Genomic DNA, 12826 nt, shown 5'->3' with positions numbered 1-12826 from the left:
CCTGCGGGAAGCGTCCGCAGGGGGATGAAACCTTTGACGCTTCCCGGTAATGCGGGCAGTCATTGTCGACGAAGCAGTTCGCGGTCTCCACCGCCGACCGCATCCCTCGCGCGGTCTCGATCAACGGAAAGATCGGGATCCTGTGTTTCGCCCTTGCGACGACGTCGACGATGTCCTGCACGCCCTCCGCTTTCGGCACGGCGATACCGGCCGATCGTCGCATTCATGCCCGCACCGAGATAGCAGATCGACACGCCAGCGCACCCGGCGCGAGGTTGTGCACGAACACGCCGGCCGGAACAGCCTCCGGAAAAAACGACAACCCGCCTGCACGGGTGACGGCATGAATTCGTTCGGCGGCGAGCGGTACGTACAGTTAACGCGCGCGGTGGGCCGCTTATTCCCGAGGCGGGACGGCGGGCGCGATACATGCGCTATTCAGCTCGAGCGGCGACGGGACGTGACGGAACCCGTTTCCGGCGACGGGCCATTCGAGCCACGACGACGTGGGTCGCAAACACCGACGGAAGCAGGAAGCCGGCGCCCCAGTGCAGCTGCTCCGCGATCCGTCGCGGCGTTTCGCCGTCGAAATAGTAGAGCCCGTAGCCCGTCACGGCGAGCAGACCCAGCGCGATGCACATCGCGATGCCGACGACACGGTTGCGCCGCATTCGCCAGCCCGGCAGCACGTGTCTGTGAACCATTGTGCCAATGGCAAAAATGGCGATCATCGCGGCCGCTCCGTGGATCTTCATCGACCAGGGTTCGACGGGGCTCGGCAACGCATCGTCCTGACGCCCGTAATGGGCGAACAACCAGGCGGATCCCGTCACGACCAGCAGCGCGGTCAGCAGGTACAGCGTCCAGCGCGAATGCGACGCAAGCATGGGCCCGAACGCTCGGGACGGTAGGTGGGTCGGCTGCTTCATGATGTTCCGTAAAGAGAAGCGCGTTGCGCGCACAAGCGCACGACGGATGCGCCATAACGCGCAAATACGGGGTGGGCGGAATCGCCGGTGGCCAGCGCCACTTTGGTCAGCGCGTCCGCGATCGCGCAGGTCGGCGCCGCGACAGTCACGCCGGCTCCCATTGGGAGAGGCCTTCCGGCGAGCGGATCGATCAGCGCTGACACCTGGCGCGCGAGTCCGTCCAGGCCGCGCGTCGACGAACTGGCCAGCGCGCCGCCGGAAATCTCGACGATGCCGGTCAACTGCGCGGGATCGTCGAGGTCGCGCAGCCGGATCGTGATCGCGTCCGTCCCGTGAAAGCGGAGATCGCCGCCGGCATTGACCAGCACGCTCCCGAGACGGTGTCCGCGCGCGTCGGCGAGCATCATGATTGCGTCGATCGCGCAATCGACCGCGTATCCCTTGGCGATCCCGCCGAGATCGATCAGGCAATCGCGCTGCTTCGTCACCGTGCAGCCATCGACGGCGAATGCGCGCGCGTGGCCCGATGCATGGTCGCCCGGGTTGCAGGGCCGTTCGTCGAACGGTTGGCGCGGCACGTCGAATTCCCGGCCGTCCACGAACGGCAGCAAGCCATGACGCATCAGCACCGGCGCGATCGTGCAATCGAATGCGCCCCCCGATGCTGCGTGCATCTCGAGCGCGAGCCGAAGCACGTCGGCCGTGCGCGGATCGACCACGACCGGTTCGCCCGGCACGGCGCGATTGATGCGGCTCAGGTCGCTCGACGGTTCGTGAAAGCTCATCAGCCGGTGCACGTCGCCTATTTCGGCGAACGCGGCATTGGCGGCCGCCAGCGCGATATCGGCGTCGGTCGCGGCGATGCCGATATCGACGAGCGTGCCGAGCAGCGGCTTCGCCCTGCGCAGCAGGCCCGGGTGCCGGAGGTCGGCGGATCCGTCGATCAATTCACTTCCTTGCAAGGACCATCTGGACGTAGGTCGCGATCCGCTTGACGCCTTCAGTCACGTGCGAGCACGACATCGTTGCGCCGCTGATGCCCTGGATGTCCATGCCGAGCTGCAGCGGCGCGGCACCGGTCTTGCCTTCGAACTGCTTGCGCCACGCACGCGTGCGCACTTCGCCACCGTGCTCTTCGCGGTAGGAGAGGATTTCCATGTCGCGAATGGCGCCGTCCGTGCCGAACGCGACCGCGTAATTGATCAGCTGGAACTTGCCGATGACCGCGTCGGTGATCACGTAACCCAGCAACGTCTCGCCGGATTTCGCGGCGAAGACGTTCCACTGCGCCGGGTTGACGCGCGTGCCGGCCTGCGCGGACAGCGCCTTGCGCTGTTCGTCCGTCAGCGCAACGGGTTGCGCGACGAATGCCGTCGCATCCGGAAACATCGCCTTCTGCGCTTGCGTGACCGACAAGTAGTCGGCGCCGAACACGACCGTCGGCGTGATGCCTGCAGCCGCGGCGAGCGTCACCAACGGCATCCAGTGAGATTTGTTCTGGTTCATCAGAATTGCACTCCGAGGCCCAGATCGACACGCGAGAAGTCGCGGTTGATCCTGAAGCGTTGATAGTCGACCTTGAATACGACGTTCGAATTCAGGTAGAAATTGGCGCCGACTGTGTACACGGTGTCATGCGGTACCGCGAAGCCGTCCGGCATCGAGAATCCCGCTCCGACACCTTCATAGCTCGCGGCCATGTTGTACTTCTCATAGCGGACGAACGGCGCGAGGCGGTAGCCGCCGACATGCGCGTTGTACGCGGCCTGCAGATACCAGCCGTAGAAGCTGGCCGGCATCGGATTGGTCAGGCTCTGTCCGTTCGCCGCCGCGGTCGCGGCGGCGGATGCGTTCGCTTCGGCCGTGTGCGAGAAACTGCCGTGTGCGTACAGCGCCGACAGATCCCACGGTCCCGGCTGATAGCGGGCATGCGCTTCGTACAGCGTCACACGCTGGCTGCTGCCCATGTCGGGCGTCGCTTTCACGGCGCCGCCGTTGAACACGCTGCCCCCCACCGTCAGGCCCGGCACGCCGCGATAGTTCAGCGCCACGAAACCCGACAGCTTCTGCGCATTCGCGAGCGCCATCTCCTGATGGGTGGCCTGCATCGGCGCGATCGCGTTGTTCTGCATCTCCAGTGCGGAGGTGTACAGCGGCGTAGTCGGCGTGAAGTTCCACTTGGAGAGATCGAGGCCGGTCGTCACGCCCGCACTCCAGCCGAGACCGAATGTCGTGTCGCCGGATAGCGCAAGACCGCCTTCGCGCCACGTGCTCGGGATGATCAGCGTCTCGACGAAGTTGCGCGTCACGCCGTAGAAATTGGTCGGCTCGTGATTCTCGTTGATGAGGCCCGCCGGGATCAGGAAGAGACCGGCCTTGCCCGACAGCGAATCGGTGAACTTGTGATCGACGTAGAACTGCTCGACTTCGAATTCGCCCGGATCGCTCGATGACGTCACGCCATGCTCGATTTCGAATTCCGAGTTGAAGCGGGTCTTGTCGTCGAACTGGTAGCCGATGCCGAACACGCCGCGAGCAAGATCGGCGCGCGTGTTCTCGGACTGCCGCGTCGGGCGCGAATAGTACAGCTCGCCGTAGCCCCAGAGGTTCAGGTTGTCGAGCGGAGACGGTTTCGCCAATGCCGTTTGCACGGACTGGCTGGTCGCGTCGACCTGGCTCTTGAGCGTGGCCTGATCGGCGGCAGTCTGCTGCGTGGTTTGCGCCTGTTGCTGCTGCTGCGCCTTGAGCTGCGTGTTTTCCTGCTTCAGCTGGGTAAGTTCGCTGCGCATTTCCAGCAATTGCTGAGCCATCTGATCGAGTTTGGCTTCGAGCCTCTGTGCCGAAGCAGGCGCCGCTGCCTGCGCGAGCGGCGAAACGACGAGCGCGGCGGCGGCGGCGATCGCAGTCAAAGAACGAGTCGGGAAAGGGCGATGCATGATGATCCGGACGAGGATTGATAAATCGGCACGACGTTTTTTTAGGGCGAAACAGGGCCTCGTCCGTGGGTGAACCGACAGACGAGATGAGTACCCGGATGCAGTCAGCGCACGTGGGCGGATCGGCCGTCGAGAGACCGGGGCCGGACGTGCGCGAAGGTCAGACGCGAGGTCGATAGGGCGAGCCGGCCGTCCGCCGACTCGTTGCGAAGGTCTCCATGATTGTCGTGTTTGTCATTTTCTGTAATGAGATTGATTTTCGTGTGCGAATGCTACTGCAAACAATTCTTGTTTGCAATCATCAACTTACGCATGCATTTCGTAATGTTTATTGCGAATTGCTTTCTTATTTGTCTGTGTAATTGATGCGTAAATCTTTCCGGTCGGCGTCAGTTCGAGGCAATGGCGAGCGCTCGTACGGACGCGCTCCTTCGTCAGTAACAGAACAAGAGCTGAAAAAGACCGCATGCCAACGGTATCCTGGCCTGACCGGAGGCGCTTCAATTGACCGCCGCTTCGTGCGGCACATCACCCCGGAACCGCATGGACCAGCCGTAGAAGCGCGCACGACAAGGTGCTTCCATGCGCTCATGGAGGACATGCGCGAGCATGAGAAAAACAGTGACAAAGGCGGCGACGATCAACGCCCGCGCTTCCGGCAAATGCGCGCGTTCAGCGTCAACGCGGAAAATGAAGGTTTCAGTACCGCATGTCCCATGTACAGCGAGTAAGACAGGCGGCCGAGGTACTGAAACGAGCGCGCATTGAACAGCGCGGCGACCGGCCCGCGATCCTCGATGACGAGTCACGCGATGTGAAGATCCGCTCTACGATTTCAACTTGGACGTGCGCTTGAATTGCTCGCTGAAACGCTCGCGACTAGGGACCGATTGCGCGAAACGCTCGACCGTGAAGGATTGGGACGGGTGGCGAAAAACGCAGTAACCGTTTGATTTTACTGGCCCGCCCTACACGACTCGAACGTGTGACCTACGGCTTAGAAGGCCGTTGCTCTATCCAGCTGAGCTAAGGGCGGTTTGGGGATGGGGACATCGGCCCTGCACGGGCCGCGACAGAAGCAAAACGGGCCCGGCAAATACCGAGCCCGAAATTATACCCGATCGTCACGCGAGATCGGCGCTCACGATCACACCGGCTGCGGGTTGAACATGAACCAGCCGAGGCACAGCAGCCCGGCGAGTGCGCAATACACGCCGAACGCGGCCAGACGGCCGCGCCCTTCGAAGTAACGCATCAGGAAACGCACGCTCAGATACGCCGCCACCGCCGTCAGCACGCCGCCGAGCAGCGCGTCGCCGAGCTGGCCGGGCGCACGGAACAGCTTCGGCAGCTCCAGCACCCCGGCCGCGAAAATGATCGGCGTGCCGAGCAGGAACGAGAATTCCGCCGCTTTCTCGGCGGTCAGCCCTGCCGCGTTGCCGGCAATCATCGTCAGGCCGCTGCGCGAGAAGCCCGGAATCAGCGCGCCCACCTGCGCGAGCCCCACGAAGAACGCCTGCCGGAACGTCAGCTTCTCGGGCGGACGATGCGCGCGGCTGCGCTGCAGGCGATCGCCGATCCACAGCAGCACGCCGTTGACGATCAGCGCGACGGCCACGATGCGCAGATCGTGGAACACGCGCTCGATGCGCTTTTCGAGCAGCAGCCCGACCAGGCCTGCGGGAATCGTGCCGATGATGAGCGCCCACATCATATGGCCTTCGTCATTGTGCCGGCCGGCAAGCGACGCGAAAAAGCCGCGCACCAGCTCGACCCAGCGCGCACGGAAGTACCACAGCAGCGCGACCGCCGTGCCGAGGTGGAGCGCGACGAGGAACGGCAGCAGTTGCGGTGCGTGCTTGTCGATATGCATGCCGAACAGCGCCGGCACGAGCAACGTATGGCCGAGACTGCTGACAGGAAAGAGTTCGGTTACGCCCTGCAGGACGCTCAGGAATACCAGAAACCAGAGGCTCACGCGTCTGTCCTTTTAACGGAGGTTAAGCGGGAAACAATGCGGACGATGCGTCGCGTCGTCCGAAAAGCGCGCCCTGATTATGCCGAGCAGGCATGACCGCGCCAAGGCATTTGCGGCAATTTGGCGGACACGTACACAAGTGCACGCCACTTGTAAGCGACAAGAAAGCAAAAAGCCCGCCATTTGAAGGCGGGCTTTGTGTATTCGGGCCAGCTTTGCTGTCAGCGGCCGAGGTGATAGAAGAAAAGCACCGTGCTGCCGGTAAACATCCCGAACAATGTGAGACCCATCGCCATTGCCAGATCCATGCGCTCTCCTCGAAATATCACGCCCGGACAAGCAGGATGACCGGTCGAATGCATTATCGCCACGGTCACTTTCCTGTCATACCCGCGATTTCCCGAGAAGGGGTTTTCCCCGACGCGCAAGCCGCACGATAATGGCGCTGCGCCATCCGGCGATCCCCTGCCACCCACCAGCCCGATTCGTCATGCCGATCTTCCAGCAACACGAGATTCACGAACTTCACGCCGGTTCGTCGCTGATCCGGATCGCCCCGCAGTTCGGCGCCCGCCTGCTGTCCTGGCACGTCGACGGCGAGCCGGTGATCTTCTGGCCCGACGCGGCCGACTGGAGCAATCTCGCGCGCGTGCGCGGCGGCAATCCGCTGCTGTTCCCGTTCCTCGGCCGTCACCGGGTGGATGGCGAGATCGGCCGCTGGCGCGATGCGTCGGGCGTGATCCGCGACCTGCCGATGCATGGCTTCGCCCGCAACCTGCCGTTCGCGGCGCAGCCGTCCGCGGACGGCACGGCGCTCACGATGACGCTCGGCAGCGGCGACGCGCTGCACGCGGGCTATCCGTTCGCGTTCCGCTTCGAGGTCACGTATCGCCTCGTCGACGCACGCACGCTCGAGGTCGCGCTGACGACCTCGAATCCCGGCGACACGCCGCTGCCCTACTACGCCGGCCATCACTTCTACTTCGCGCTGCCGCACGCCGAGCGCGGACAGACGACGCTGGAGCTGCCGCCAACGCACCGCCGCCAGCAGCTCGCCGACGGCTCGATCAGCGCCGCCGAGGCGGGCGACCCGCGCTACGCGCTCGACGACGCGCGCATTGGCGACCGCTTCCACTGCCTGGACGGCACGCCGACGACGCCGGTCCGGATCGTGATGCCGGGCCGCCGCCGCACGATCGACATCGCGCTCGACGTGCCGGGCTCGATTCCGTGGTACGCGGTCACGACCTGGACGGAAACGCCGGCGTCCGACTTCTACTGCGTCGAGCCGTGGCTCGGCCTGCCCGATGCGATTCACAACGGGCTCGGCCTGCGCTGGCTCGCGCCCGGCGCGACCGAAACCGCCGCGCTGCGCCTGCGCGTCACCCCGCTCGCGGACTGACACACCGCTCGCCGTCCGGATGCTTCTTGCAACCAATCTGCGGGCCGCACGTCGAACCCGTTAAAATCAGACGTTTTGTGTCACCTGCCGCGCACGGCAGGGCTTTGCGAGGTTCAATGTTCGGAACAACAACGAGACGGCTCATCGCGGCATCGTTCGCCGCCCTGCTCGCCGCGTGCGGCTCCGCCCCCGTCGGTCCTGGCTACTACCGCGTGGAACGCGGCGACACGCTCTACAAGATCGCGCGCGACAATCGTCAGCCGGTGCAGAACATCGCGCGCTGGAACAGGATCGCCAACCCCGATTCGATCGAAGTCGGCCAGGTGCTGCGCGTCGTGCCGCCGGCCGGCGCCGCGTCGTCGGGCATCGGCACCGGCAGCGCCGGCCGTGCCGGCGCGAGCGCGGGCGGAAGCGCGAGTTCGGGCCCGGCAAGCCGCCCCTCGGCGTCGGCGTCCGCCGATCCGTCGGTGAAGCCGGCATCCGGCATCGCGCTGATCTGGCCGGCGAACGGCAACGTGGTACGCACCTTCGACGGCACGAAATCGAAGGGCATCGACATCGCCAACGCCGCCGGCACGCCGGTCAGCGCGGCCGCGCCGGGCGTCGTGGTCTACGCCGGCAACGGGCTGCGCGGCTACGGCAACATGATCATCCTCAAGCACAATGCGGATTACCTGACCGCGTACGCGCACAACCGCGCGCTGCTCGTCAAGGAAGGCCAGTCGGTCACGCAGGGGCAGACGATCGCCGAGATGGGCGACACCGACAACGATCGCACCGCGCTGCACTTCGAGCTGCGCTACGGCGGCCGCTCGATCGACCCGTCGCGCTACCTGCCGGCCCGCTGAGCACCGCCGCGTCGCCCGCGCCCGCGTATTGCGCGGCGTGGGCCGCCGGATGGTTTATAGTGGCGCCACATGCCGTCATTCCGTCATTTCACGAATCCGATGTCCGAACACGAATCCGCCGCGGGCGCGTCGCATAGCCCGCTGTACGTCAATCTCCTTGGCGAAACCGCCAAGATCGACTGGTGCGACCTGGAGCGTTTCTTCGCGCAAGGCAAGCTGCTGTCGGTCGCGCGCGACGTCGATCTGGTCAGCGTCGCCGAAGCGATCGCCAGCGACGACACCGCGCAGGTCACGCAATGGCTGTCCGCCGGCCACGTCGCGCGGATGGAAGCCGATACCGCGCGCGATTACGCGGCGCGCAACCCGGAGCTGTGGGCGGTCGTCGTGTCGCCGTGGATCTGCGTGCAGGAACGCGCGTAACCCGTCCGGCATGTCCGCCCCCGTGTCGTCCGGCACCCCGAGCCTCGAATCCAGGCCTGCAGCCGTGACACACCGCCGCGTGCTCGCGCTCGCGTTTCCGATCGTCCTCGCCAATCTCACCCAGCCGATTCTCGGTGCAGTCGATACGGCCGTCGCCGGCCATCTGGACGGCGCGCAGTATCTCGGCGGCGTGGCGCTCGGCGGGCTGTTCTTCAATTTCGTGTTCTGGGGCTTCGGCTTCCTGCGCATGGGCACGACGGGCCTCGTCGCGCAGGCGCACGGCGCCCGCGACGCGGCCGGCATCCGGCTGAACGTGCTGCGCGCGCTCGCCGCCGCATTCGCGCTCGGCGCGGCGGTGCTGGCGCTCCGGACGCCGCTCGTCTCGTTCGCGCTCGCCGCGCTGGGCGGCAGCGACGCGGTGCGCGGGACCGCGCTCGCCTACAGCCACACACGGATCTGGGCCGCGCCGTTCGCGCTCGCGAACTATGTCGTGCTCGGCTATCTGCTCGGCGTGCAGCGCGTGCGGCTCGCGCTCGTCGCGCAGGTGTTCATCAACGCGGTGAACATCGGCGCGGTGCTGCTCTACGTGTACGGATTCGGCTGGGGCATCGCCGGCATCGGCGCGGCGACCGCCACCGCGGACGCGTGCGGCTTCGCGCTCGGCGCATGGATGCTCTGGCGCCTGCGTCCGCGCGGGTTGCCGCCGCTCGCGCTGCGCGCGCTCGCCGACCGCGCGGCGCTCAAGCGCCTCGTCGTGCTGAATCGCGACATCTTCATCCGGACACTGTGTCTGCTGACCGCATTCGGCTGGTTCGCCCATCTCGGCGCACGGCAGGGCGACGCGACGCTCGCGGCGAATGCGCTGCTGCTGAACTTCCAGACCTTCATGGCATACGGCCTCGACGGCTTCGCGCATGCCGCCGAAGCGCTCGTCGGCGCGGCGGCAGGCGCGCGCGACCGCGCCGCGTTCCGGCAGGCGGTACGCATCACGCTGTTCTGGTCGGTGCTCGGCGCGCTGGCCTTCGCGCTCGTCTACTGGGCCGCCGGCGGCTGGATCGTCGCGCGCCTGACCGACCAGGCGGCGATCCGCGCGCTGGCCGCACGCTATCTGCCATGGGCGGCGGTCTCGCCCGTCGTCTCGGTATGGGGCTTCCTGCTCGATGGCGTGTTCATCGGCGCGACCCGGACGCGCGCGCTGATGCGCGCGATGGTCGCGTCGTTCGCGGCGTACGTCGCGGCGACGCTCATGCTCGTCGGTGCGCTCGGCAACCACGGCCTCTGGCTCGCGCTGCTGGTGTTCATGGCCGCGCGCGGCGCCACGCTCGCGCGCTACCTGCCGGGATTGTCGGCGGACATCGGCAAGGAAGCCCCCCGCCCGTCGCCGGCGCACGCCGCCTAGCGCAGCCTCCGGCGCCGCTCGCCTACTTCGCGCCGGGCGGCGCTTCGTCGAGCATCGGCGGGGGCGTCATGTCGGTCGGCACGCCGTGGTAATCGGCCGGGTCCTGCGGCGGATGGCCGCGGTGCGCCTGTTTCGGGTCGCCGGCACATCCGGCGAGGATCGACGCGGCCACGAAGGCCAGCATGAAACGCATCATCGAGTCTTGCTCCTGCAAAACGAAGCGCCGGCCGCAGCGGGGCGCGTTCGGGTCGCGCCGAGTCTAGCCCAATTCCGTGTTTCAGGTCGTGCCGCGCATGTCCTACTATGTACAGGATGGCGCTGTGCCGTGGAAAGGAGGCTGCCATGTCAACTGAGGAAATCGCCGGCCTGATCGGCCTGTTCATCGGCCTGATGGTGCTGATCGCCCTCTCCGTGTTCGAGTCGCGCGAATACAAGCGGACCCACGAGGGTGAAGGGATGATCCATCACTGGATGGCGGAGCACCACCTGCTCGACTGGCGGCGCAAGCACTAAGCCGGCTGCGTCGCCGCTCTCGTTCCGGCCACGTCGCGGCGCAATGCGCCGCGCTGCGTGATGCGACGCGCGCTTGCGGCACGGAAGCGCGGTCGCGTCGCGGCAGTCCGCAGCACCGGATCCCTGCTTTCGAATCGACGGAAAAAGACAAGGAAACGCCCGCTGCGCGGCACGAGTCCGCGCGGCGGGCGCTTTGCCGGCCTGCAGCCGGCGCGGGCGCAACGCTCAGCCGAGGAAGTGGCGGGCGTAGCGCGCGTTGATGTCCGACAGGCGGAACAGCGTCAGGAAGTCGGCGCAGTTGAAGTCGGGATCCCACGCGGGCGCGCCGCAGATCTTCGCGCCGAGACGCAGATAGCCCTTGACGAGCGGCGGCGGCGCGACGACGGTGCCGGTCTGCAGTTCGTCGACCGGCAGTGCCGTGTGCGGGAATGCGCGATATTCCGGCGCCGTCAGCGCGTTCGCGGACAGCGACTGGTAGAGGTTCGCCGCATAGTGGCCGCCGTCGGCCATCGACACGCTCGCGCAGCCGAGCATCGTCTCGTAGCCGTTTTGCATCATGTACGCGCCGAGGCCGCCCCACAGCGCCATGATGACCGCGCCGCTGCGGTAATCGCGGTGGACGCACGAGCGGCCCACCTCGACCATCTTGCTGCGCAGGTGCGTGAGGCGCGACAGGTCGAATTCGCCTTCCGCATACAGCCGGCCGACACGGGCGGCCTGGTGCGGCGGCAGGACGCGGTAGGTGCCGACGACCTTGAGGGTATCGAGGTCGCGCACCAGCAGGTGGTCGCAGTACGCGTCGAACGAATCGACGTCGAGACCGGCGGGACCGCTGAGCTGCGCGCCCATCTCTTCCGCGAACACACTGTAGCGCAGGCGCTGCGCCTCGCGCAGTTCGTCTTCCGTGCGCGCCCACGCGGCGCGCAATCGATACTCCGACGTGACGGTTTCAGACGCACGCGGCAGATGGCGGCGCGCCGAGTCGAGGGGCAGCGAGGCAAAGGGGAGCGTGGGCGTCGGCAGATCTCGCATTAGGCTTTCCTGGTCGTAAGGAAGGAAACGACATGCTCGCCAATGTAGTAACCGGCCGTGACGCTTACGTGGCAAAACGGTGTCCTTTCAATGACGTGTCGCCGATTTGACTTTAGCAGAAAGACCGAAAAAAGATCTGACCAATGCCAATCAAACGAGATCGGGCGAGATCACCGCGCGCAGGATCGCCTGATGGTTGCCCTCCCGCGTGCGGCTCGCGAGCCACACCACGCCGCCTTTCTTGACGGTCCAGCTGTCGTCGCTGCCGGCGATCAGGCGCGCCGCGACGCTGCCGAGCGTCGGCTGGTGACCGACGATCACGACCGTCGGCGCAATGCCGTCCGGCCAGCCGGCCGCCGCCAGCACGTCGTCGACATCCGCGCCGGGCGCCAGCGCGTCGACGGTGCGGTACTGGTCGCTCAGCGCCTCGACGGTCTGCACGGTGCGCGCCGCCGGGCTGCTGAGAATCGCGCAGTTGTTCTCCAGCCGGCTGCGCAGCCATTTTGCGACCGCCTGCGCGTCCTTGCGCCCGCGCGGCGTCAACTGGCGGGCAAGATCGGTCGCCGCGTAGTCTTCCGCTTCCGCGTGGCGCCACAAGATCAGATTCATCATGGTCATTTCCTCCACCCACTCAACCGAAAGTCGCCGGCCCGCGCGCGTACCGGCACGCATGATGCACAATTCGATTGACCGAAACAGTCGTTCAACGATAGAATCCTCGATTCCTCGGAGCGTAGCGCAGCCTGGTAGCGCATCTGATTTGGGATCAGAGGGTCGTAGGTTCGAATCCTATCGCTCCGACCAAGGAACATAAAGGGGTTATAAGCCATCCGGCTTATAGCCCCTTTGCTTGTTGCGCGCGGCATCGACTCCGCCCCGCCGCCCGTTCCGCAGGATGCGCCGGAACGGGTGATAATACCCCGCAACAACCGCCACCACCGCATGAAAAACGCTCTTCACGCCGCACTGCTCGGCGCAGCGCTGATCACACCGGGCATCGCGTGCGCGAAATCGGTCGACGACGCACTCGATTGCCACTCGAACGGCCACGCGTTCGTCGCGCCGCTGCTCGCCGCAGGTGACATCAATCCGGAACCGATGCACGTCGAGGCGAATTCGGTCAACGCGTTTCACACGACACACCCGCTCACCGCCTATGGCTTCGGCGTCTATGTCGTGCTCGGCTTTCAGGCAAACGATCCGGTCTTCCGGCACGGCACCGGTACGCCCATCGGCGAGTGGGCGTACGGCGTCGTGGTCAGGGGCACGAAGAGCGCGGTCGAGGCGCAAGTTCGCAAGGCCGGCAGCGACGCGACGGTCAAGGAAGCGTTTCCGTTCCTGACCGCGATCGTCTGCGCGTCGGAGTGAG

General features: G+C 66.0%; 16 protein-coding genes and 2 tRNA genes. 8 read left to right on the top strand and 10 right to left on the bottom strand.

The annotated features are described in order from the left end of the window. Positions 1-62: 62 nt before the first annotated feature. On the top strand, positions 63-347 hold the full coding sequence (locus LIG30_RS26480; protein WP_152986136.1) for a hypothetical protein: 285 nt from the start codon (positions 63-65) through the stop codon (positions 345-347). Positions 348-434: 87 nt separating this feature from the next. On the opposite strand, the gene LIG30_RS17070 is transcribed toward LIG30_RS26480, so the two are convergent. The 7 genes from LIG30_RS17070 to LIG30_RS17045 all read right to left on the bottom strand — a co-directional run bounded on the left by LIG30_RS17070 (position 435) and on the right by LIG30_RS17045 (position 5843). Continuing rightward, positions 435-929, bottom strand: a complete 495-nt coding sequence (locus tag LIG30_RS17070; protein WP_152986135.1) for a hypothetical protein — start codon at positions 927-929, stop codon at positions 435-437. Continuing rightward, positions 926-1876 carry an FAD:protein FMN transferase gene (locus LIG30_RS17065; RefSeq protein WP_051995064.1) on the bottom strand — a complete coding sequence of 317 codons (951 nt, stop codon included), beginning with the start codon at positions 1874-1876 and terminating at the stop codon, positions 926-928. Before LIG30_RS17065 ends, LIG30_RS17070 begins: the two co-directional genes overlap by 4 nt. A gap of 1 nt (position 1877) precedes the next feature. Next, positions 1878-2435 carry an FMN-binding protein gene (locus LIG30_RS17060; RefSeq protein WP_235510329.1) on the bottom strand — a complete coding sequence of 186 codons (558 nt, stop codon included), beginning with the start codon at positions 2433-2435 and terminating at the stop codon, positions 1878-1880. After that, positions 2435-3838 (bottom strand): porin, encoded by a 1404-nt coding sequence (locus LIG30_RS17055; RefSeq protein WP_235510328.1) that lies wholly within the window; start codon positions 3836-3838, stop codon positions 2435-2437. The genes LIG30_RS17060 and LIG30_RS17055 overlap by 1 nt, the downstream gene beginning before the upstream one ends. 527 nt (positions 3839-4365) lie before the next feature. After that, positions 4366-4509 carry a hypothetical protein gene (locus LIG30_RS26830; RefSeq protein ID WP_160326708.1) on the bottom strand — a complete coding sequence of 48 codons (144 nt, stop codon included), beginning with the start codon at positions 4507-4509 and terminating at the stop codon, positions 4366-4368. Between the two features lie 315 nt (positions 4510-4824). Next, positions 4825-4901, bottom strand: a tRNA-Arg gene (locus LIG30_RS17050). Between the two features lie 111 nt (positions 4902-5012). Further along, entirely contained in the window at positions 5013-5843 is an 831-nt protein-coding gene (locus LIG30_RS17045; RefSeq protein WP_038713796.1) for an undecaprenyl-diphosphate phosphatase, read from the bottom strand. A gap of 490 nt (positions 5844-6333) precedes the next feature. Here LIG30_RS17045 and LIG30_RS17040 point away from each other — a divergent pair, with 490 nt between their 5' ends. The 4 genes from LIG30_RS17040 (at position 6334) to LIG30_RS17025 (ending at position 9912) form a co-directional block, all read left to right on the top strand. Then, positions 6334-7245, top strand: a complete 912-nt coding sequence (locus LIG30_RS17040; protein WP_038713794.1) for an aldose epimerase family protein — start codon at positions 6334-6336, stop codon at positions 7243-7245. 116 nt (positions 7246-7361) lie between these two features. Next, a complete protein-coding gene (locus LIG30_RS17035) occupies positions 7362-8093 on the top strand; it encodes a peptidoglycan DD-metalloendopeptidase family protein (RefSeq protein ID WP_038713793.1) in 732 nt (243 codons plus the stop codon). Positions 8094-8192: 99 nt separating this feature from the next. After that, positions 8193-8513, top strand: coding sequence for a DUF2288 domain-containing protein (locus LIG30_RS17030; protein WP_038713963.1), 321 nt, complete (start codon positions 8193-8195; stop codon positions 8511-8513). 10 nt (positions 8514-8523) lie between these two features. After that, positions 8524-9912, top strand: coding sequence for an MATE family efflux transporter (locus LIG30_RS17025; RefSeq protein ID WP_038713791.1), 1389 nt, complete (start codon positions 8524-8526; stop codon positions 9910-9912). 22 nt (positions 9913-9934) lie between these two features. Here LIG30_RS17025 and LIG30_RS27020 read toward each other — a convergent pair whose 3' ends face one another. Beyond that, positions 9935-10108: a hypothetical protein gene (locus tag LIG30_RS27020; protein WP_200929698.1), complete on the bottom strand. Its 174-nt coding sequence runs from the start codon at positions 10106-10108 to the stop codon at positions 9935-9937. 146 nt (positions 10109-10254) lie between these two features. On the opposite strand from LIG30_RS27020, the gene LIG30_RS26825 reads away from it, so the two are divergent. Next, positions 10255-10425, top strand: coding sequence for a DUF2207 domain-containing protein (locus tag LIG30_RS26825; RefSeq protein ID WP_160326707.1), 171 nt, complete (start codon positions 10255-10257; stop codon positions 10423-10425). Between the two features lie 225 nt (positions 10426-10650). On the opposite strand, the gene LIG30_RS17015 is transcribed toward LIG30_RS26825, so the two are convergent. Further along, entirely contained in the window at positions 10651-11457 is an 807-nt protein-coding gene (locus LIG30_RS17015; RefSeq protein ID WP_038713788.1) for a GNAT family N-acetyltransferase, read from the bottom strand. A 150-nt stretch (positions 11458-11607) separates the two neighbouring features. Beyond that, positions 11608-12069, bottom strand: a complete 462-nt coding sequence (gene sixA, locus LIG30_RS17010) for a phosphohistidine phosphatase SixA (RefSeq protein ID WP_038713961.1) — start codon at positions 12067-12069, stop codon at positions 11608-11610. Between the two features lie 115 nt (positions 12070-12184). Here sixA and LIG30_RS17005 point away from each other — a divergent pair. Together LIG30_RS17005 and LIG30_RS17000 are read left to right on the top strand one after the other, a co-directional pair. Beyond that, a tRNA-Pro gene (locus tag LIG30_RS17005) sits at positions 12185-12261 on the top strand. Positions 12262-12399: 138 nt separating this feature from the next. Further along, on the top strand, positions 12400-12825 hold the full coding sequence (locus LIG30_RS17000; RefSeq protein ID WP_038713787.1) for a hypothetical protein: 426 nt from the start codon (positions 12400-12402) through the stop codon (positions 12823-12825). Position 12826 lies beyond the last annotated feature (1 nt).

Origin of the sequence: Burkholderia sp. lig30 (genome assembly GCF_000687455.2) — a bacterium.
Taxonomy (GTDB): Bacteria; Pseudomonadota; Gammaproteobacteria; order Burkholderiales; family Burkholderiaceae; genus Burkholderia.
Note: the sequence above shows the minus strand (reverse complement) of the source record. Positions and strands in the feature narration are given on the sequence as shown.